The 20,330-nt window shown below is 68.7% G+C and carries 21 protein-coding genes; 14 read left to right on the forward strand and 7 right to left on the reverse strand.

What is annotated here, in order from left to right; translation table 11 throughout:
- Window positions 1-123: 123 nt before the first annotated feature.
- Both HV742_RS28780 and HV742_RS28785 read right to left on the reverse strand, forming a co-directional pair.
- A complete protein-coding gene (locus HV742_RS28780) occupies window positions 124-792 on the reverse strand; it encodes a class I SAM-dependent methyltransferase (protein ID WP_054475074.1) in 669 nt (222 codons plus the stop codon).
- A 179-nt stretch (window positions 793-971) separates the two neighbouring features.
- Window positions 972-2,129 carry a TGL-type protein-glutamine gamma-glutamyltransferase gene (locus HV742_RS28785; protein ID WP_175147012.1) on the reverse strand — a complete coding sequence of 386 codons (1,158 nt, stop codon included), beginning with the start codon at window positions 2,127-2,129 and terminating at the stop codon, window positions 972-974.
- A gap of 295 nt (window positions 2,130-2,424) precedes the next feature.
- Here HV742_RS28785 and HV742_RS28790 point away from each other — a divergent pair, with 295 nt between their 5' ends.
- Complete coding sequence (locus HV742_RS28790) at window positions 2,425-3,033, forward strand: class I SAM-dependent DNA methyltransferase (protein WP_059270327.1); 609 nt, start codon at window positions 2,425-2,427, stop codon at window positions 3,031-3,033.
- Window positions 3,034-3,058: 25 nt separating this feature from the next.
- Here the strand turns inward: HV742_RS28790 and HV742_RS28795 are convergent, their stop codons facing one another.
- Together HV742_RS28795 and HV742_RS28800 are read right to left on the reverse strand one after the other, a co-directional pair.
- Window positions 3,059-3,634 (reverse strand): hypothetical protein, encoded by a 576-nt coding sequence (locus tag HV742_RS28795; protein WP_175147013.1) that lies wholly within the window; start codon window positions 3,632-3,634, stop codon window positions 3,059-3,061.
- Window positions 3,635-3,952: 318 nt separating this feature from the next.
- Window positions 3,953-4,891 (reverse strand): LysR family transcriptional regulator, encoded by a 939-nt coding sequence (locus HV742_RS28800; RefSeq protein WP_175147014.1) that lies wholly within the window; start codon window positions 4,889-4,891, stop codon window positions 3,953-3,955.
- Window positions 4,892-5,031: 140 nt separating this feature from the next.
- Here HV742_RS28800 and HV742_RS28805 point away from each other — a divergent pair, with 140 nt between their 5' ends.
- Complete coding sequence (locus HV742_RS28805; RefSeq protein ID WP_054416951.1) at window positions 5,032-5,430, forward strand: RidA family protein; 399 nt, start codon at window positions 5,032-5,034, stop codon at window positions 5,428-5,430.
- Between the two features lie 84 nt (window positions 5,431-5,514).
- Here HV742_RS28805 and HV742_RS28810 read toward each other — a convergent pair whose 3' ends face one another.
- Complete coding sequence (locus HV742_RS28810) at window positions 5,515-7,056, reverse strand: hypothetical protein (protein WP_175147015.1); 1,542 nt, start codon at window positions 7,054-7,056, stop codon at window positions 5,515-5,517.
- A gap of 248 nt (window positions 7,057-7,304) precedes the next feature.
- On the reverse strand, window positions 7,305-7,871 hold the full coding sequence (locus HV742_RS28815; protein WP_049073977.1) for a hypothetical protein: 567 nt from the start codon (window positions 7,869-7,871) through the stop codon (window positions 7,305-7,307).
- A 305-nt stretch (window positions 7,872-8,176) separates the two neighbouring features.
- Between HV742_RS28815 and HV742_RS28820 the strand changes: the two genes are divergently transcribed.
- Window positions 8,177-9,010 carry a DUF4189 domain-containing protein gene (locus HV742_RS28820; RefSeq protein WP_064525336.1) on the forward strand — a complete coding sequence of 278 codons (834 nt, stop codon included), beginning with the start codon at window positions 8,177-8,179 and terminating at the stop codon, window positions 9,008-9,010.
- Window positions 9,011-9,093: 83 nt separating this feature from the next.
- Here HV742_RS28820 and HV742_RS28825 read toward each other — a convergent pair whose 3' ends face one another.
- Complete coding sequence (locus HV742_RS28825; protein ID WP_175147016.1) at window positions 9,094-10,020, reverse strand: LysR family transcriptional regulator; 927 nt, start codon at window positions 10,018-10,020, stop codon at window positions 9,094-9,096.
- A gap of 93 nt (window positions 10,021-10,113) precedes the next feature.
- Here HV742_RS28825 and pcp point away from each other — a divergent pair, with 93 nt between their 5' ends.
- The 11 genes from pcp (at window position 10,114) to metC (ending at window position 20,281) form a co-directional block, all read left to right on the forward strand.
- Window positions 10,114-10,761 (forward strand): pyroglutamyl-peptidase I, encoded by a 648-nt coding sequence (pcp, locus tag HV742_RS28830; protein ID WP_024068945.1) that lies wholly within the window; start codon window positions 10,114-10,116, stop codon window positions 10,759-10,761.
- A 13-nt stretch (window positions 10,762-10,774) separates the two neighbouring features.
- Window positions 10,775-11,662, forward strand: coding sequence for an alpha/beta fold hydrolase (locus HV742_RS28835; RefSeq protein WP_175147017.1), 888 nt, complete (start codon window positions 10,775-10,777; stop codon window positions 11,660-11,662).
- A 213-nt stretch (window positions 11,663-11,875) separates the two neighbouring features.
- A complete protein-coding gene (locus HV742_RS28840; RefSeq protein WP_081335367.1) occupies window positions 11,876-12,901 on the forward strand; it encodes a Bug family tripartite tricarboxylate transporter substrate binding protein in 1,026 nt (341 codons plus the stop codon).
- 105 nt (window positions 12,902-13,006) lie between these two features.
- Entirely contained in the window at window positions 13,007-13,846 is an 840-nt protein-coding gene (locus tag HV742_RS28845) for a transporter substrate-binding domain-containing protein (protein ID WP_054416957.1), read from the forward strand.
- Between the two features lie 34 nt (window positions 13,847-13,880).
- Window positions 13,881-14,741 carry a transporter substrate-binding domain-containing protein gene (locus HV742_RS28850; protein ID WP_049073966.1) on the forward strand — a complete coding sequence of 287 codons (861 nt, stop codon included), beginning with the start codon at window positions 13,881-13,883 and terminating at the stop codon, window positions 14,739-14,741.
- Window positions 14,742-14,802: 61 nt separating this feature from the next.
- Window positions 14,803-16,047, forward strand: a complete 1,245-nt coding sequence (locus HV742_RS28855; protein WP_175147018.1) for an aminotransferase class I/II-fold pyridoxal phosphate-dependent enzyme — start codon at window positions 14,803-14,805, stop codon at window positions 16,045-16,047.
- Window positions 16,044-16,781 carry an amino acid ABC transporter permease gene (locus HV742_RS28860; RefSeq protein WP_054416961.1) on the forward strand — a complete coding sequence of 246 codons (738 nt, stop codon included), beginning with the start codon at window positions 16,044-16,046 and terminating at the stop codon, window positions 16,779-16,781. The genes HV742_RS28855 and HV742_RS28860 overlap by 4 nt, the downstream gene beginning before the upstream one ends.
- Window positions 16,771-17,589 (forward strand): amino acid ABC transporter permease, encoded by an 819-nt coding sequence (locus HV742_RS28865; protein WP_054504219.1) that lies wholly within the window; start codon window positions 16,771-16,773, stop codon window positions 17,587-17,589. The genes HV742_RS28860 and HV742_RS28865 overlap by 11 nt, the downstream gene beginning before the upstream one ends.
- Window positions 17,576-18,427, forward strand: coding sequence for an amino acid ABC transporter ATP-binding protein (locus HV742_RS28870; protein ID WP_175147019.1), 852 nt, complete (start codon window positions 17,576-17,578; stop codon window positions 18,425-18,427). Before HV742_RS28865 ends, HV742_RS28870 begins: the two co-directional genes overlap by 14 nt.
- Window positions 18,428-18,452: 25 nt before the next feature.
- Complete coding sequence (locus tag HV742_RS28875; protein WP_175147020.1) at window positions 18,453-19,079, forward strand: cysteine dioxygenase family protein; 627 nt, start codon at window positions 18,453-18,455, stop codon at window positions 19,077-19,079.
- A complete protein-coding gene (gene metC, locus HV742_RS28880) occupies window positions 19,076-20,281 on the forward strand; it encodes a cystathionine beta-lyase (protein ID WP_175147021.1) in 1,206 nt (401 codons plus the stop codon). Before HV742_RS28875 ends, metC begins: the two co-directional genes overlap by 4 nt.
- Window positions 20,282-20,330 lie beyond the last annotated feature (49 nt).

Below are 20,330 nucleotides of genomic sequence, written 5' to 3' on the forward strand. Positions count from 1 at the left end.
CGGATGAGAGAGGTGGCAGCATCATGCCGACAGTAACACGGGCGTGCGCCTTTTGTGCTTCCCCCAATCCGCGCCGTTGTGTTCCCGGTTTCCTGTCCATGGCCCTGGACCCAAGGGGGCGGCTCACGTTTTGCGGCAGAGCCAGCCCTGGAATGTCAGCGCGGCGTAGAACCGCTCGATATCGGTGAAGCCGGCCTCGCGCAGGATGGCTTCGTCTGCCTGCGGCGCCAGCACCGGCAACTTGTCGCGCATTGCCCGCATGCCGTTTTGGGCCTGTTCGGCGGGCACGCCCGCGGCGGTCACGAAGGCGGCATTGCGGGCCAGCCAGGCATCGCGCCGTTCGGGTGGAAAACTGTGGTGCACCGCGATGAAGGGCGCGCCGGGCTTGAGCCGGCGGCTGATTTCGCGAACGGTCCGAAGGCGTTCGGGCGCTGCCAGGAAATGCAGCGTCAGCAGGCAGGTGGCGCCGTCGAAGGGGCCTTCGGGCGCGTCGTCGATATAGCCCTGGTGCAGCGCCGCGCGCGGGGCCAGATCGCCCAATGTGGCGATGGCCTGGCGCAGCATGTCAGCCGACGGATCGACGCCGTCCAGGCGCCAGCCTGGCCGCGTCTCGGCCAGGGCCTTCAACTCCAGTCCGCCGCCGGCGCCGAGCACCAGGAGGCGGCCGTCGTCCGGCGTCAGCTCGGCCATCAGCAGGCCGATCATGCGGTGCAGGTCGCGCAGGCCGGGGACGTGGCGCGCGACCCGTTCGGCGTAGTCGTCCGAGGCGCCGGGCGTATTGGTGAAGGACATCGATGACTCCGGGCGGGACGGCGGCCAGGGCGGCGCGCCGTCATCATGAAACATATGATGTTGCATGATAGCGTCGGCGTCAAGCGGCGACGACCGCGATTGGCCTGGTGGCGGCCGGCCAGGGGGTGGCTCAGGGGCTGCCGCCCGCAGAGGAGTTCAAACCGAGCGGCTTGGGGGAATCAGGCCGCGATGGAGAGCGCCCGCGCCGCGCCGGGAAAGTCCGGCAGCACGATGTCGCAATGGCCGGGGCGCACCCAGCGCACCCGCTCGCGGGTGGCGTCGATGCAGCCGCCTTCGGCGTACACGCCCTGCGGGTCGCGGATCCGCATCATGCGTTCAAGGATGACGGCGGTGGCCTCGGGGTCGGCCAGGGTTTCGTGCACGCGTTCCTTGACGATCTGCTCGTCGATATGGCGCTTGCCAGCGGCGTCGGTGCGCAGGCCGTGGCGCCAGTGGTAGATCTCGACGCACTTGGACGTCAGCGTGTACGGCGCGCCGCGTTCCCAGAAATTGTTGAACAGGCCGCCGCCCAGGTAGAACACCCAGGACCCTTCGTAGCCTTCGACGTCCGACGATTCGGCGTCGGGGTTGCGGAACCAGAGCCGGTCGCCCGGCACGTAGAAGCGCTGCGGCAAGGGCGCGTCGAGCGCGCCGTATTCGTGCAGGAAGGTGTCGTGGAAACTGCCGGACATGACCGCGCGCGTTTCCCATTGGCGCTGCAGCCGGCGGCCGAGCTCGGGGTTGGCGGTCTGCAGTTCCTGCGCGATGCCGAGCACGGTGACGTATTCGGTGGCGCGGTAGCACGAGAACGAATACAACTGGCCCGAGGCCTCGGGCTGGGTGGCCTTGCGCAGTCCGTCGATCAGCGAGCGGCCCGGCAGCACCGTGAACCCGCGCGCCTCGTCGTAAGTCCAGTAGTCCTCGGGCCGCTCGGCGTGTTCGGTGTCGAAGGCCAGCGCGGTCTTGCCGGCGGCCTGCACGATGTAGCGGCGGATGCGCACGGCCGAGGCCAGTTCCGCCACGCTGGGGAAGTCGAAGGCGACCGGGCTGGCCAGCATCGCCAGCACGATCTCGCGGTCCAGGTCGGCTTCGTTGGCGTCGGTGCGCAGGCTCAGCGCCCGCGCCACGCCGGTGGTGTCGTGGTCGGGCAGGTAGCTGGCGGCGAAACCGGGCGTGAGCGCGGCGTGCACGCCGGTGGCGCCGGCTCGCGCCTGGCAATTGGCGGCGGCGCGCAGCCCAAGGTTGGACAGGAAGTGTTGCGTCATTTCCAACGCGTCGGCGGCGTGGATGACAATTCCGCCCGGATCGGGACAGGGCTGCTGCGGGGATGACGGCATGGAATACGAACCGGAAGGCAACGGACAGACTATGGATAAGCGCACACGGGGCCGAGTTCCCGTCAAGCTGCAAAGGCGCGTGAATATCTGTTTCAGGTCGTGCGCGCCCGTGGAAGCCGTCCCGTGGGGTCTGATTGATTGTAGGGGTGATGCCTTAATATCAGCTGTATGAATATGGCTCGCCAGCCGCATGATTGTCACGGCGCTGTCATGCGCGAGGGCATCCGGCGCCTGGCATGACGGGCCGGCACGGTGCCGGTCCGAGACTGGATTGACGTCGGGAGGCGACGCGCAGATGACCCATCCCTTGTCCGCCGGCGTGATGGCCTTGTATCAGACGCATGCGGCGGCGTTCGAGCGCGACCGCGGCGCCGCGTTGATCGAGCGCGCCTGGCTGGCCGACTTCCTGGCGGCGTTGCCGACGGCCACGCCGCGGGTGCTGGACATCGGCTGCGGCACCGGCGTGCCGATCGCCGGCCACCTGATCGAGCACGGCTGCCGGATTACCGGTGTCGATAGTTCGACCGCATTGCTGGCGCGCGCCGCCGCGCGCTTTCCCGAACAGGCGTGGATCGCCGCCGACATGCGCCAGCTGCCTTGCGCCGGGCCGTTCGACGGCCTGATCGCGTGGCACAGTTTCTTCCATCTGTCGCCCGAGGACCAGCGGCCCATGTTCGCGCAGTTCCGGCGCCTGGCCGCGCCGGGCGCGGCGCTGATGTTCACCAGCGGCACGACCCTGGGTGAGGCCATCGGCCGGCTCGACGGCCAGCCGCTTTATCACGGCAGCCTGGACAGCGCCGAATACCGCGAGCTGCTCGCGGCCAACGGCTTCGAGGTATTGCGCCACGTCGAATGGGACGCTGCTTGCGGCAACGCGACGGTGTGGCTGGCCAGGCGGACCTGAGCCGGGCGGGCGAGGGGCCGTCAGGTCATAGATGCGGATCGCGCAGGATCGCCCGGATCCTGAGGAAGGCGTAGGCGGCGCAGCCCAGCGCGATCAGCACCACGAGCCAGGCATACGCCTTCTTGCGCTGCTTGGTGGACCAGGCTCTATCGTAGGTGGCCACCGGATCCCACAACACCTTGCCGTCCATCTGGCGCAGCCCATAAACCCTGATGGGCACGTGCACGCTGAACATCTGGCCCTCGTAGACGTTCTTCAGGTCGTCCGGCTCGCGGTCGGTCAGCAGTTCCAGGGTCCGTGGCAGGACGAGGCCGGTCACAACGGCGCCCGCCTCGAACGCCACGTCGGGATAGTCGTTCGAGAAATAGCAAAGAGGCCTGTAGCCGCTGTTCTGCCGGGAGCTGGCGGTCCGCGAGTAGGGGCATACGGCCAACTTGTCCACGCGCACGGCGATGGCGTGCAGCGTGGCGGGATCGGGCGGCAGGTACGCCTTGTTCGCGGCGTCGAAGAGATCGCGGGACAAAATCAGTAGCATCAGGCAGAGGAACAGCGCATTCAGCGGGCGCTTGAAGCGCGCCTTGATCTCGCTCCATTCGCTCATTGGCGTGGCCTCGCGGCGCGCGGCGCCAGCGCCGCCGGGGCGGGGCGGGACTTGGCGCGGCTGCGCATGCGGATGGCGTGTGTGTCCAGGTTCATGGCCCCTCGGTTCCCGGTATTGTTGCTGGCGGGTGAATGCTAGCGAATTTCCGAGGGCGCGGCGGGGCAAGGTTAAACATAACGTTGGTCGATGTTTCAAATTGCCTGGCGGCGGGCTACGATTTGCGGCCGCGAGACCGCGGCTGGCAAGCCCCGCACGCAGGGGCCATGGCCAACAGGGCCAACGCATAAGGTCCTGGCTGGATTGCGGCCGGAAACAGTATCAACCAGCAACGCCCGCCCGGCCCGCGCCGCTCACCGGCGCATGCTCCGCCATCAGTTCCGCCACCCAGTCAATGAACACCCGCAGCTTGGCGCTGACGTGCCGGTTGGGCGGGAAGGCGATGTACAGCGGCATCGAATCAAGCCGCCAGTCCTCGAACAGCGGCACCAGTTCGCCGCGCGCCGCGTGGTCGCGGGCCATGTAGTCCGGCAGCCACAGAATGCCCATGCCGGCCAGCCCCGCCGCCAGGTAGGCGTTGCCGTCGTCCACCGCGACCACATAGCGTCCGTGCGCGTGGACGCGTTCGTCGCCGCGATGCATGGCGTAGGGCAGGGGCTTGCCGCTGCGCGACCAGAGGAAGCCGACGATGCGGTGGTGGCTGTCCTCGAGGTCGCGCGGATGCGCGGGCGCGCCGGCCCGTTGCAGGTAGGCGGGCGCGGCATACACGCGCAATTGCAGGTCGCCGACGCGCCGCGCCATCAGTGACTGGTCGGTCAGTTCGCCGCCGCGCACCACGCAGTCGACGTTTTCGCCGATCACGTCGACGATGCGGTCGCTCACGCCCATGTCGAGCTGGATATCCGGATAGCGCGCGTGGAAGGCGGGCAGGGCGGGCACCAGGATCATGCGCGCCAGCGGGCTGGGCACGTCGACCCGCAGGCGCCCGCGCGGCACGGACGCGGCCACGGACAGGCTGGTTTCGGCGTCGTCCATGTCGGCCAGCAGCCGCAGCACGCGCTCGTAGTAGACCGCGCCGTCGGCGGTGACGTTGACCTTGCGGGTGGTGCGGTTGAGCAGGCGCACGCGCAGCCGCGCCTCCAGTTGTTGCACCAGTTGCGTGACGCTGGTCTTGCTCATGTGCAGCGTCTCGGCCGCTTTGGTGAAGCTGCCGGTTTCCACCACGCGGGCGAAGGCCTGCATTGCGTCGAAACGGTCCATCGCCACTCCAGGGGATCAGGGGATTGTTTGCATTTTACAAACAGTGATGGACAAGCTTGCCCGTTTATCGGCGGCGGCGCCGTCCGTACAGTGCCTGCATCATCAATACGGGCTTTAAGGCCCGGGACAGGAGAATGAGTATGGCAACGCGTGATGTGGTTTTTCCGGCCGGGCGCCAGGCGCTGTATGAACGCAACCGCTATTCGCCCGCGGTGCGGTCGAATGGCTTTCTGTTCGTGTCGGGCCAGGTGGGCAGCCGCGAGGACGGCTCGCCCGAACCCGACCTGCAGGCGCAGGTGCGGCAGGCGTTCGACAACCTGAACGCGATCCTGAAGGCGGCGGGCGCCAGCTTCGAGGACGTGATCGACGTGACGGTGTTCATGGTGGATCCGGCGTCCCGCTTCGAGACCATCTGGCAGGTGGTGCCGGAATACTGGGGCCCGGCGCCGCATCCGACGCTGACGGCTGTGGGCGTGACCTGGCTGTACGGCTTCGATTTCGAGATCAAGGTGATCGCGAAACTGCCGCGGGACGCCTAGCCGGCCCTGGCGGCGGGGCAAGAAAAGCGACGGGGCAGGCCGGCGGGATCGCCGGGCCTGCCCCGTTTTGCGTGCCTCGTCGTATCAGCCGCGCAGGCGGGCCACGGCTTGCGCCAGGTCTTCCTGCTTGCGGATCAGGGCGGCCTCGACCTGATCGCGCGGAGTGCGGGTGTCGTCGCGGTGGCCGGTCAGATCGGCCGCGCGCAGCAGGCCCATCAGGTCCTCGGTGCGGGTCTGGGTCGTGGGCGTGATGCGGCTCTGGTCGACCAGCTTGCCCTTGACGAACTTGCTCACCAGGGTGGACATCGTGCTGGATTCGGTGAACGAGGCCTGGGCCAGTTCGCCGTCTTCGTAGGCGATGTCGGTGCGGTTGCTGTAATCGTCGCGGATCTGGTGGAACGCGTAGTTCTGCGACTCGGGATCCGTGGTCAGGTTCAGCTTCTGATCGGGCGTGAGCGCGCGGTGGAAGCTGGCGTTCAGCGACGATTGCTGCTGTTGCGTGATCGCCAGGTCCAGTTGCGGGCGGCCGCTGGAAGTGGTGTTTTGCGAGGTCTCGTACGAGAAGGTGTCGAATTCGCGCGGTTGCAGCGGATTGGAGGCGACCGGCGCCTGGTTGATCGAGGCGGAGAAGTCGGCCAGGCCGGACAGCATGGTGCGATGCACTTCGGCCGGCATGCCCAGGCGCGTCGTGGTGGTGCCTTGCGGCGCCCAGTCGCCGTAGCTCTTGTGCAGGTCCGAGAAGCCGGACTTGAACAGGGCCATCAGCGTGGCGTCGCCTTCGCCGCGCTTCTGGGCGCTGTCGAACTTGCTCAGGTAGCTGTTGATCGCGGCCGTCTGCTGCTGGGCGCTGCCGAACTGGCTGGGCTTGCTGGCGTCGACGTTGATCTGGGCCGAGCCGGCCACGGTCTTGACCGTCAGCGAGCGTTGACCCGCATCGGCCTGGAAATTGAAGCTGACGCGGTCGGGGCCCTCGGCGCCGACCGTGGCTTCCAGCGACACCGACGACAGCACGCTGGTATTGAACTTGGCCAATGCGCCCAGCGCCAGCTTGGGCGGCACCGAGGCCAGGCCGTCGACGGCGTCCTGGAACGATTTGGACAGGCCGGCGATGGCGCTGCGTTCTTCTTCGGTGAGCTTGGCATCGCCCACGTCGATCTGCACGCCCAGGCCCTTTTCATTGCTTTCCAGGGTCACCGTGACCTTGGCGCCGCTGGCGGTGGTGATGCGCAGCGCGACCGAGTTGTCGGCCACGGCCGCGCCCTGGGGCGCGGCGATGCCGTCCACCGGGGCGGCGGCGCGGGACGACGGGATGGACAGCGAGAAATTACCGCCATCGTTCTGCATGCGGCCCAGCAGGGCCGCGGCCAGGCCCTTGAACTGGCCGGTCAGCGACGAGGCGCGGACGTTGTCGGACATTAACGAGGACAGGGCATCCGGGGCCTGGACCTGGCCGGCGGCGACGGATTCGGGCGAATAGGTCAGCACGTTGGCCGGCTGGCCCAGCGTCACCGAGGTGGACGCGGGAATGTCGGGGCTGCGGTTGACGGTGGTGACGCGGGACACCCCGGTCGCCGGCGCCTGCGGGGCGATGACGAGCGGCGGGGTGTAGCTGGAGATCGTGGTCATGTCAGTGGTATTCCTGGCGGGCAACAACTGCCCAATGAGGCTTGCCGGGGAGTATCACCATGACTAACGGCGGGCGCGACGGAAAATTAATCGGCTGGTGTTATTTATTTTTGCTTTTTTGGAGTTATTTATATTCAGTTAAATGACAGTTTTTGGAATGATTTCCAAAATAATGTCGACAAAATAAATGCCGTGCGCCGCGATTATCGGCCCGTGCGGGCGGCGCATGTCTCGCGCCGCCTCGCGCCTTATTTCACGACATAGTTCTTCGCTTCATTTTCACCGGCCCATTTACGCAGCGCGGCGATGAATTCCGGGCAGACATTGCCGTCGACGGTGGAATCGATGATGACGCTGTCCTTCATGCGCATCAGCACCTTGCATTCATAAATGCGGGTGCGGCCCTGGTAGTAACCGCTGCTGCTTTGCTGGAATACCGGCGTCGCGGCGCTCGTGTTGGTGGCCGGGATCATGCCGACGACCTGCTGGCTGGTGCCGGTCGTGACCCATTCCTGGTAGGGCGCGGCCTGGTAGTCGGACCACTCCAGCTCCATGGTGTTGCCCACCGCCCGTTTCCGGGACGGCTCGCCCAGCGCCGCGATGGCGTCGTTGATCGAGCGGCCCTGCATGTTGCGGGCGACGTTGACGCTGGGAGAGAACGACAGGCCCTCGGAAAAGACCCGGCTGAGCGAGGGCAACGACGAACTGCCGCCGCTGGGCATCGGCGCGCATCCGGCCAGGCTGGCGGCGGCGATCAGGCTGGCGGCCAGGCGCAGCGTCGGACGGCGGGCGGAAAGGGGCAGGGGGAAGATCATGGCTTGCGGTCGGCGCTCCGTGTCGGTCGGGCGCGGCGGCTGCGATTGCGAGCCGGGCGCCAGGCGTTTTGTTTCTCTTCGTGACAGGCCGGGGTGGCCAGCCCTGCGACGGGAGAATGATTGCAGACTGACAGCCTGCTTACGAAATGTCCGCCATTTTTACCGATAAACGGGGCCAGCTTCCTTGCGCCAATGGTGAAATTTGTTACTCAATATGCCCGCGTCGTATTGGCAAAGGGGACGGACCGGCCGAGCCGCTTTGCTAAGATCGTGGCCGCTGAATCCACCCGATCCGGACACCGACCATGCTATTTGCCCGCTTTTCCCCGACTATCCGCGCGGCGCTCGGCGCGCTGGCGTTGATGGCCGGCCTGTTCGCGCCGCAGGCGCATGCCGACAAACTCTATGGCGGCATTGCGACGGATGGCAAACACGCCAAGATCTATTGGGCGCTGCCCGAGGATTCGGAAAAGGCGGCCGAAGCGGCGGCGTTGGCGGCCTGCCGCAAGGGCGGCGGCAAGGACTGCAAATCGCTGAGCTGGTTTTCGGACAGTTGCATGACTTATGCCCGCAATACCTCGAACGACTTGTTCCCCGGCAACAGCGTGTCGCCGGAAATGGCGGCCAAGAAGGCGATCCGACGCTGCACCGCCGGCAGCCCCAACGGCAAATGCTGGTTGACCACGATGCCGCTGTGCGTCGGGCCGGGCTACAGCGCGCAGGACATGGAAGCGGCCAGAAGGGCCACGCCCGCCGAGCTGGAAGCCCTGTCCGCCAAGCTCAACGACCGCGAATACTGGGGCGCCGTCGCCGAGAAGGACTCGGGCGACCTGACCTACTCGGACGGCTACCCCAATGAGAAGGACGCCCTCAACCAACTGCTGGAATGGGATGAATGCACCGGCTGCACCAAGGTGCTGACCTACCGCGACACCTGCGTCGGCATGGCCTGGGCCAAGGGCGTGAAGGGGCGCGGCACCAGCTACACCGCGCTCGATCCCGACCCGAAGGCGGCGCGCGATGCGGCGCGCAACACCTGCAGCGCCAAGAGCGGCCTGCCCAATTGCGTGGCGATGGTGCGCTGCTCGGGCCGTCCCTACATCAGCGGCTATGCCGGCGAGGACGAAAAAGCCAATTGAGATCGCCATGAGGCGGCAGCGCGCCGCCCGGCACGGCAAGCCGGCTCCCGTACAGGGGGCCGGCTTTTTTCATGGGCGCCCGGTCAATCCGCCAGCCGCGCGGCGGCGTCGCGCACCACCTGTTGCAGCCACGCCAGCGCCGCGTCGCCGGGCGCGCGCCGGCTGCACACCATGTCGATATCGAAAGGGCCCGGGTCGACCTCGGGCGGCAGCGGCCGCAGCGTCAGTCCGGGGCCGGCCAGCCGCAAGGCGGCGCGCCGCGCCAGCGTGGCCACCAGGTCGGTGCCTTGCACCGCGTGTGGCAGCGCGACGATGTGGGCGAAGGTGCAGGCCACCCGGCGCCGCTGGCCCAGCCGCGCCAGGCTGGCGTCCACCACCCCGCGCGCCGAGCCGTCGTCGCTGGGCGTGAACAGCGCGTGCGGCAGCGCCACGTAGCGCGCCAGGTCCAGCTTGCGGCCGCGTAGCGCCGGATGCTGCTTGTCGGCGATGCAGACGAAGTGTTCCTGGTATAGCCGTTCGCGCAGCATGCGCTTGGGCGGCGCCAGGTGGCCGCCGATGGCCAGGTCGACGCTGCCGTTGTCCAGTTGCTCGTAGAGGGCGGCGCGGTCGAGCCGCGCGATGCGCAGGTCGATGCCGGGCGCGTCGCGCCGCAGCGCCGCGACGATGTGCGGCACGATCACCACGTCGGCGTAGTCGCTGGCCGCCACGGTGAAGCGGCGGCCGGCGGCGGCCTGGGGATCGAAGCCGGCGCCTTGCGTCAGCGCCTGGCGGATCTGGTCCAGCGCCGCGCTCACGGCCGGCATCAGCGCGGCGGCCTTGGGCGTGGGCTGCATGCCGTCGGCGGTGCGCAGGAACAGCTCGTCCTGGAACAGCAGGCGCAGGCGGCCCAGCGCGCTGCTGACCGAGGGCTGGGCGCGGTTGATGCGCTGGCCGGCCAGGGTCACGTTGCGAGTGTCGTAGAGCGCCTCGAAGGCGACCAGCAGGTTCAGGTCGACGGCGGAAAGATTCATGCCATCAATAATACGAATAGCGATTATGGATTTCAACAATTCCATGGCGCGGTCCTACCATGGCTGGCAGCAATGGAATCGAAGGACTGCGCAATGACGACCGTACTGATTACCGGCATCGAACCGTTCGATGGCGAAACCCTGAATCCCTCCTGGGAAGCCGCGCGGCGGCTCGATGGCGCGCAAGTGGCCGGCGCCACCCTGGTGGCGCGCCAGCTGCCGTGCGTGATCGGCAAGGTGGTGGGCGTGCTGCGCCAGGCCATCGAGGACACGCAACCGGACCTGGTGATCTGCCTGGGCCAGGCGGGCGGCCGCAGCGACGTGTCGATCGAACGCGTCGCGATCAACGTGGTGGACGCGCGCATCCCCGACAACGAAGGCCGCCAGCCGATCGACGAACCGGTGGTGGCGGGCGGCCCGGCGGCCTATTTCTCGACCTTGCCGATCAAGGCCATCGTGCGCGACCTGCGGCGCGCGGGCGTGCCGGCGTCGGTGTCGTCGACGGCGGGCACCTACAACTGCAACACCATCTTCTACGGCCTGTCGCACTATATCGCCACCGAGCGTCCGGCGTTGCGCGGCGGCTTTGTGCACGTGCCGTACCTGCCGGAGATGGCGGCCCATCATCCCGGCCAGCCCAGCCTGGCGCTGGAGACGCTGATCGAAGGCGTGAAGGTGATGGTGGCGACTTCGCTGGCTGTCACGGCGGACGTCAAGGAAGGCGGCGGCGCGCTGCATTGAACGGAGACGGACGATGGATACTTTCAAGGACGCCGACGCCTTCGCGCTGGACGGCGTGCCGTTCCGCCACCGGCAGGTGCGGGTGGACGGCCTGGGCTATCACGTGGTGGAAGGCGGCGCCGGGCCGGCGCTGATCCTGCTGGCAGGGTTTCCGCAGAGCTGGTACGCGTGGCGCCGGGTCATGCCCCTGCTGGCGCCGCATTTCCGCCTCTATGCGGTGGACCTGCCCGGGCAGGGCGACTCGGACAAGCCGCTGGACGGCTACGACACCCGCGCGGCGGGCGAGCGCCTGCGGGCGCTGTTCCACACGCTGGGGCTGACGCGCTACGCGCTGGCCGGGCACGACATCGGCGCCTGGATCGCCTATCCCTACGCGGCGCGCCACGCCGACGAGGTCGAACGCCTGGTACTGCTGGACGCCAACATCCCCGGCGTGACGCTGCCCGCCAGCTTCGAGCTGGGACCGGACAACTGGAAGCGCTGGCATTTCCTCTTCAACACCGTGCCGGACCTGCCCGAAGCGCTGCTGCAGGGACGCGAGCGGGTGCTGGTCGAGTGGTTCTTCAGCCGCAAGACCGCCAACAAGCCGGGCGTGTTCAGCCGCGCCGACCTGGATGAGTACGAGCGCGTGTACCAGACGCTGGGCGGCTTGCGCGGCATGCTGGGCTATTACCGCGCGGCGCACCAGTCGGCCGAGCAGAACCGGGCGCTGCGCGAGACGCCGTTGACGCAGCCGGTGCTGGCGCTGGGCGGCGAACACGGCAGCGCGCCCGATCTGTACGAGGCGCTGGGGCCGCTGGCGCGCGACCTGCGCGGCGGGGTGCTGGCCGATTGCGGCCACTATCTGCCGGAAGAGCAGCCCCGCGAACTGGCGCGGCGCATGCTGGCGTTCCTGGCGTAGCCGCGCGCGACCGCCGCGGCAGACGGCCGCCCCGGAAAACGGCGGCGCGGCAAACGACGGACACGGCGAGGGTCCGCCCCGGGCGAAGGGCCACCCCGGCGAAGGGCCGCCCCGGCAAGGGCCGCCCCGGCATTTCCACATTGCGCATCGGTATTTGTCCGGCGCGCGGCGCGCTCCTATCCTGGCCTGCTTGGAATTTCCGCAGGGAGCAGGATGATGGGCAATCGACGCAGATCCGTACTGAAGGCCGCGCTCGGCCTGGCCGGCGGCGTGGTGGTGGGCGCGGGCTTGTTGAGCAACATGACCGGCGCCGCGCCGGCCGCCACCGACGACGCCACGCGCTATCCGAGCCGGCCGGTCAAGCTGATCGTGCCGATCGCGGCCGGCGGCAGCGCCGACAAGCTGGCGCGCACCGTGGCGCAGAAGCTGAGCGAGAAGTGGGGGCAGAGCGTGGTGGTGGAGAACCAGCCCGGCGCCAGCAGCGCTATCGGCAATGCCGCGGTGGCGCATGCGCGCGGCGACGGCTACACGCTGCTGCTGGGCGGCGACGCCTTGTCGCTGAACGCGCTGCAACCCGGCAAGCCGCTGTACGACCCGTTGCGCGATCTGCGCGGCGTGACCAAGGCGGTGGTCAATCCGCAGTTGCTGGTCGTGCGCCCGGGCCTGGGCGTGAAGACCTTCCAGGAATTCGTGGCGCTGGTGCGCAGCCGGCCCGGCGAGATCTCGCTGGCGCTGCCTGGCGGCAATGGCAGCCTGCAGCACCTGGCGGTGGAACTGCTCAACGAACGCATCGGCGCCAAGACCAACCAGATTCCCTATCCGGGCGGCGGGCCGGCCACGCTGGATGTGCTGGGCGGCCATGTGGACGCCATGCTGATCACGCTGGCCGCCGCCACCGAGAACGTGCGCTCGGGCAAGCTGGTGGCGCTGGCGGTGACCACGCCGTACCGCTCCAAGGCGCTGCCCGAGGTGCCGACCATGCAGGAGGCGGGGCTGGCCGACTACGCGGTCGAGAGCTGGCAGGGCTTCGTGGTGCCGGCTTCGACGCCGAGCGCGCTGGTCGAGCGCATCCATCGCGACGTGGTGGCCGTGCTGCGCGAACCGGAGACCGCCACGCTGCTAGAGAACCTGGGCTTCGCCATCGCCGCCTCGACGCCCGAAGCGGTCGACCAGACCGTGCGCGACGACATCGCCACCTATCGCCGCGTGATTGCCACGGCCGACGTCAAGCTCCAGTAGACGCGCCGCAACAGCGGTTTCATATTCATATCTGAAAGTCTTCTTTGTGTTGTGCGGCGCCGGACCGCAGCATAGAACTTCGTTCAATGCCTACGACACAACAACATGAAGACTCGCAATATCTCCGGCCGTATCCTGCAGGCGGCCGTCGCGCTGGCCCTGGCGGCCGGCGCCACCGGCGCCCACGCCGACGCCACGCTGGACAAGATCAAGGAACGCGGCACCGTCACCATCGGCGTGCTGGCCAACGGCGGCGTGTTCGGCTCGATCGACCCGGCCACGCAGCAGCTGGTCGGCTGGAACCCCGACCTGGCGCGTGAACTGGCCAAGGGCCTGGGCGTGAAGGCCGAGCTGGTGCAGGTGCAGACCGCCACCCGCACCCAGTTCCTGATCTCGGGCAAGGTCGATCTGCTGATCGCGTCGATGGAGCTGAATCCGGAGCGCGCCGAGATCCTGGGCTACGCGCCGACGCCGTTCTTCCGCGTGGGCGGCGCGGCCGCCACGCGCAAGGACAGCGGCATCGCCAAGTGGGAAGACCTGCGCGGCAAGCCGGTCTGCGTGTCGCAGGGCAGCAGCTTCGCGCGTCCCTTGCAGGCCGACTACGGCGCGGTGGTCAAGGGCTACAAGAGTTCTTCGGACTCGCTGCTGGCGCTGCGCGGCGGCCAGTGCGTGGCGGCGGTGCACGATTCGACCCTGATCCATCCGCTGTTGCGCACCAATCCCGAATGGGCCGACTACCACGCGCCCATCGCCACGGAAGTGCTGCCGGCCAATTCGGTGGTGTGGACCCGCAAGGGCGAGGCCGACACCATCGCCGCCGTCGACAAGGTGATCCAGGGCTGGCACCGCAGCGGCTGGCTGATCGCCACCGAGAAGCGCCTGGACATCCAGCCGCCGCAGCCGCTGCTGCAGGAACTGCACGACAAGTACAAGCAGGGCAGCTGAGCCTCGCGCCGCCCGCCCGTGTTGGAAAAGACCGATGAATAGACAAGCAATCAAGTGGGCCGCCGCGCTGGCGCTGGCGGCCCTGGCGACGGCGGCGCACGCCGACGCCACTCTGGACCGCGTCAAGCAGCGCGGCAAACTGGTGGTGGGCGTGGACGGGGCCAGCCCGCCGTTCGGCCTGCTCGATCCGGCCACTGGCAAGGTGGGCGGCTTCCAGACCGAGCTGGGCGGCGATATCGCCCGGCGCCTCGGCGTGACGCTGGAGACGGTGCCGGTGACGGCCGCGACCCGGGTGCAGTTCCTGCAGGCGGGCAAGGTCGATCTGCTGATCGCCAACATCCAGTGGACCCAGGAACGCAGCGAGATCCTGAGCTATGCGCCGACCCCGTACAACCTCGTGGGCGGAGCGGCCATGGTGTCCAAGCGCAGCGGCATCAAGCGCTGGGAGGACCTGAAGGGCAAGGTGGCCTGCGTGTCGCAGGGCAGCAATTTCGCCAAGCCGCTGCAGGAGACTTACGGCGCGGTGGTCAAGGGCCTGCGCAACATCCCTGAATCGCTGCTGGCGCTCAAGGGCGGCAGTTGCGATGCGTCGGTGCACATCCAGCCGGCGCTGTACGAGACGCTGCACGGCCCCAATGGCAAGGAATGGGACGGCTTCGAACTGGCCACGCCGGACCAGTTGATCCCGTCGCCCACGGTAATCTGGACCCGCCGCAACGAGGCCGATACCCGCGCCTTCGTCGATGGCGTGATCCGCGACTGGCACAAATCCGGCCTGCTGGTGAAAGAGGCCGACAGGTTCGGCGTGCCGGCCGATTACCTCAAGCAGGCCAACGCCGACGCGCAGGCCGGCAAGTTCGACAGCGCTCCCCCCGAGGCCCAGGCCAAGCCATGACGACGGCCGCCAGTGACACGCTCGATCCCCTGAACCTGATGAATCCCGGAAAGGTCCTGTCATGACTGAATCCCTGTTTCCCGGCGTGTTCGCGCGCCGCGTCCGTGGCGTGGAGCTGTCGCCGATTGCCGCGGCCGGCGCGCGCGCCGCGCGGCTGGCGGCCGAGGGCCGCTCGATCGTGGTGCTGACCTCGGGCGAGCCCGACTTCGACACGCCCCAGGCCATCAAGGACGCCGCCGCGCTGGCGCTGGCGCAAGGCCAGACCAAGTACACGCCGACGGCCGGCACCGCCGCGCTGCGGCGCGCCGTGGCCGATGACTACCGCCAGCGCCACGGCCTGCCGACCGAGTCGGCCAACGTCATCATTTCCAACGGCGGCAAGCAGGTGATCTACCTGGCCCTGGCCGCCACGCTCGACGAGGGCGACGAGGTGATCGTGCCGACGCCGTACTGGCCCACCTTCCTGGATTCGGTGCGGGTCAACGGCGGCACGCCGGTGCTGGCGCCGACGGCCCCGGCCGGTGGCTTCAAGCTCACACCGCAGGGCCTGCGCCAGGCGCTGACGCCGCGCACCAAGTGGCTGATCCTGAATTCCCCCGGCAATCCGTCAGGCGCGGTCTACAGCGAGGCCGAGTTGGCGGCCTTGGCCGCGGTGCTGCGCGAACATCCGTCGGTGCTGGTGCTGTGGGACGAGATGTACGAACAGATCTGGTTCGACGAGGCGCCCACGCACTTGCTGCGCGCCGCGCCGGACCTGGCGGGGCGCACGCTGGCGGTCAACGGCGTGTCCAAGGCCTACGCCATGACCGGCTGGCGCATCGGCTGGGGCGTGGGGCCGGCGGCGCTGATCGGCGTGCTGGAGGCGGTGCAGTCGCAGGTGTCGTCGGGCCCCAGTTCGCTGGGCCAGGCCGCCGCGCTGGTGGCGTTGCAGGGCGTGGCCGACGACTTCGTCGAGAACGCGCGGCTGGCCTATGCGCGCCGGGCGCGGGTGATCGTCGACGGCCTGGGCGCGGTGCCGGGCCTGAGCGTAACGGCGCCGCGCGGCTCGTTCTTCGCCTGGATCGGCGTGGCCGGCCTGATCGGCCAGGTCAGGCCCGATGGCGCCGTGATCGCCGACGATGGCGACGTGGCCGACTGGCTGCTGGAGGCCGAGGGCGTGGCGGTGGTGCGGGGCGCGGCCTATGGCTTGTCGCCGTACCTGCGGCTGTCGTTCGCCGCCTCGGACGCCAAGGTGGCGGAGGCTGTCGCGCGCATCGCCCGCGCGGTCGCGGCGCTGCGGCCGGCGGCGCTGGAGGCGGCCGCATGATCGAACAGGCATTGCAGGCCTGGGTGCATTTCTTCAAGCCCCTGGGCCTGAACTACGGCTTCGTGCTGGATCCGGGCGAGCTGTCCGCCTTCGGCCACGGCCTGCTGGTGACGCTGCAATTGTGCGCCTGGACCATTCCCGTCAGCCTGCTGTTCGGCGTGCTGATCGCGGCCGGGCTCACCAGCGGCCGGCCCTGGCTGGCGCGGCCGCTGCAGGCCTTCGTCGAGCTGACCCGCAACACGCCGACGCTGGTGCAGCTCTATTGCGCCTTCCTGGTGCTGAACATGCTGATCACGCAGAAGCTGGGCGGCGGCAGCCCGATCACGCCGTTCATGTGGGTGGTGATCGTGGTGGCGCTGCACAAGGGCGTGTTCCATGCCGAGGCGCTGCGCGCCGGCATCGAGGCGGTGCCGTCGGTGACGCTGGAGGCGGCGCGCTCGCTGGCCTTCTCGCGCCGCCAGATCCTGACGCAGGTGCAGCTGCCGCTGGCACTGCGCTTCGCGCTGCCGGCGCTGGTCAACAACCTGGTGGACCTGGTGAAGATGACCGCGATCGCCTCGGCCATCGCGGTGGGGGATGTGACCTACGAGTCCATCATGATCTGGTCGCACCGCGACAACGTGCTGGAACTGCTGCTGCTGATCCTGCTGTATTTCGGCCTGCTGACCTGGCTGGTGAGCGTGGGCGGACGCTGGCTGGAAGCGCGCTTGAGGATGCCCGGCTATGGCCAATGAACTGGTATTGAATGGCGCTGCCGCGCATCGCGCCGGCGGTGGCTGGCGGGCGCTGCTGCGTGATCCGTGGGTGGTGCTGCTGCTGGCGCTGGTCGCGCTGGGCGTCGCCTGGGCGCTGACCGACAGCGCGCCGGCCGCGGTGCGGCACCTGTGGCACTGGTCGCCGGCGCTGCTGCGCGGCCTGGGCATGAACGTGCAGATCAGCGTGCTGGCCATGGCGCTGGGCACGGCTGCCGGGCTGGTGGTGGGCGCGCTGTCGCTGTCGCCGTCGGCCCTGCTGCGGCGTCTGACGCGGATCTACGTGCTGGCATTCCGCAACGCGCCGATCCTGGTGCTGGTGTACTTCACCACCTACGTGTTCCCGTTCGAACTGAACCTGGGCGGCTGGAACCTGCCGTTCCCCGACTGGATCAAGGTGGTGATCGGGCTGGGCCTGCCGGCCAGCGCCAACGTCGCCGAGATCTTCCGCGGCGCGATCCAGTCGATCCCCGAGGCGCAGTGGGAGGCGGCGCAGTCGCTGGCGTTCCGGCGCGCGCAGATCTTCCGCATGATCGTGCTGCCGCAGTGCGTGCGGCGCATGCTGCCGTCGTGGATGAACCTGTACGCCAGCATCACCATGAGCACCTCGCTGGCCTCGCTGGTCGGCGTGCACGACCTGGTCGACACCGCCACGGTGGCCAGTAACACGGTGGCGCGCAGCGACTTCACCATCCTGGTCTATTTCACGCTATTGGCGCTGTTCTTCGCCTATTGCTATCCCATCGCGCGCTGGACGCGCCATCTGGAACGACGTTATGCGCATCACTGACAGCGGCGGCCACGCCGCGACCGACACCCCGCTGGTGAGCCTGCGGGACGTGCACCTGGCATTCGGCCAGACCGAAGTGCTCAAGGGCATCGACGTCGAGGTCCGGCCTGGCAACGCGGTGTCCATCATCGGCCCGTCGGGCTCGGGCAAGTCCACCATCCTGCGCTGCATCACCGGCCTGCTGCGGCCGCAGCGCGGCGAGATCGAGGTCGGCGGCGTGCGGGTCGACGCGCTCAAGAGCGAATCCGAACTGATCGCCCTGCGCAAGCGGGTCGGCTTCGTGTTCCAGCAATACAACCTGTTCCCGCACCTGAGCGTGCTGGAGAACCTGGTGATTTCGCCCATCAAGGTCAACAGCCAGCCGCGAGCCCAGGCCCAGGCGCTGGCGCGCGAGCTGCTGGCCAAGGTGCGCATGGACCACAAGGAAAACGCCTACCCGGGCGAACTGTCGGGCGGCCAGCAGCAGCGCGTGGCCATTGCCCGCGCGCTGGCCCTGCGGCCCGAACTGATCCTGTTCGACGAAGTGACCTCGGCGCTGGATCCGGAAATGGTGGGCGAAGTGCTGACGGTAATACGCGACCTGGTGCAGGACGGCCTGACCTGCGTGCTGGTGACGCACGAAATGCGCTTTGCCCAGGAGGTGAGCGACACGGTGTACTTCACCGAAGCCGGCCGCATCGTCGAGCACGGTCCGCCGGCGCGCATCTTCGGCCGGCCGGACAGCGAGCGCACCCGCGCCTTCCTGCAACGCGCCTCGGCCGAGCCGCCCGCGCGGCGCGCCCAGGCCGATCCGATCGATGCCTACCTGACCTTTGACCCGCTGCGCCTCGCAGTGTGATGCCTTTCCGCAACCCGGAGCCGACATGACCGCCGAATCTTCCGTTACTCTCGAACGCCGCCAGCAGGTGCAGGACGCCCTGGCCGACATCCGCGGCCTGCTGGCCGCCGCGCCGCTGACGCGCGACCTGCTGGCGCGGATTACCACGCGCCTGGAGCAGCTGGCGCAACAGCGCGCGCTGTTTCCCGCCACCGAATTCGCGCCGCCCGCGCCGGGGCAGGGCGTGGGGGCCTCGACCCGCTACCGCCTCAATCCCGACGACGCCGCCGGCGAACCGGCGCTCTACCTGAACTCGATCAACCCGGGCAAGACCACCTTGCCGCACAACCACACCACCTGGGCGGTGATCGTGGCGCTGTCGGGCCAGGAGCTGAACCGCGTCTACCGCCGCAGCGACGACGGCTCGCAGGCCGGCCGCGCCACGCTGGAACAGGTGCGCGAAGTGGTGGTGCAGCCGGGGCAGTCGGTGTCGTTCCTGCCGGACGACATCCACAGCATTCACGTCACCGGCGATGCGCCGACCCTGCATTTTCACCTGTATGGGCAGCCGCTGGAGACGCTGTCGGGCCGCATCGGCATCGACCTGGCCACCGGCGAGATCGTCAACTACAACGCCACCCAGATGAAGCCGGGCCAGGAGCAGCGCGCATGAGCCTCGATCACGCCCACGTGCAGACCCGGCTGGTGCATGCCGGCAGTCCCGACCTGAAGCAGGGCGCCGGCCCGGTCAACGTGCCGGTGGTGCGCACCAGCACCGTGCGCTTCGCCGATACCGCCACCCATGCCGCGCTGAACGCGCAGCGCGCCGCCGGCGAACGCATCGCCACCTACGGCCGCCACGGCCTGGACACGCACCAGGCGCTGGAAGCGGCGGTCGCGTCGCTGGAAGGCGGCCATCGCAGCATCCTGGCGCCATCCGGCCTGTCGGCCATCGTGCTGGTGCTGCTGGCCACGCTGGCGCCGGGCGAGCACGCGCTGGTGTCGGACAGCGTCTATTCGCCGGTGCGGCGCGTCGACAAGGCGCTGCTGCAGCGCTACGGCATCGAGGTCGAATACTTCTCGCCCGGCCGCGACGATCTGGCCGAACGCTTCCGCCCCAACACGCGGCTGCTGTACCTGGAGTCGCCCAGCTCGCTGCTGTTCGAGGTGCTGGACCTGCCGGCGCTGGCGGCCCAGGCGCGCAGCCGCGGCGTGGTGGTGGCCACCGACAACACCTGGAGCGGCGGCCTCTACTATCAGCCGCTGGCGCTGGGCGCCAACATCTCGATCCAGGCCGCCACCAAGTACCTGGCCGGCCATTCAGACGTGATGATGGGCGTGGTCACGGTCGACAGCCCCGAGCTGGCGCGGCAGGTCGGCGCCACCTACGACGCGCTCGGCCTGGCGGTGGGCGCGGACGATGCCTACCTGACGCTGCGCGGCCTGCGCACGCTGGACGTGCGCCTGGCGCGCCACCACCAGAACGCGCTGAGCGTGGCCGAATACCTGTCGCGCCATGGCGATGTGGAACGGGTCTTTTACCCGGCGTTGCCGCAGGATCCGGGCCATGCGCTGTGGCGGCGCGATTTCAGCGGCGCCAGCGGCCTGGTGTCGTTCGCGTTCAAGGCCGGCCAGCCGGGCGCCGCGGCGCGCTTCATCGACGCGCTGCGCTATTTCTCCATTGGCGCGTCCTGGGGCGGCTACGAGAGCCTGGCGCTGGAGGCGGCGCCGGAACGGCTGGCCGAGCACAGTGTGTGGCAGGGCGGCCATGAAGTGGTGCGCCTGCACATCGGCCTGGAGCATCCGCTGGACCTGGTCGAGGACCTCGACCGGGCCTTCGGCGCGGTCCGCGACGGCCTGCGCCGCAGCGCCTGACGCATATGCAAATGACTGCGTTTCCTTAGGGATTCTGATTATGTAGAAG

The organism is Achromobacter ruhlandii, assembly GCF_902859695.1.
Taxonomy (GTDB): Bacteria; Pseudomonadota; Gammaproteobacteria; order Burkholderiales; family Burkholderiaceae_B; genus Achromobacter; species Achromobacter ruhlandii.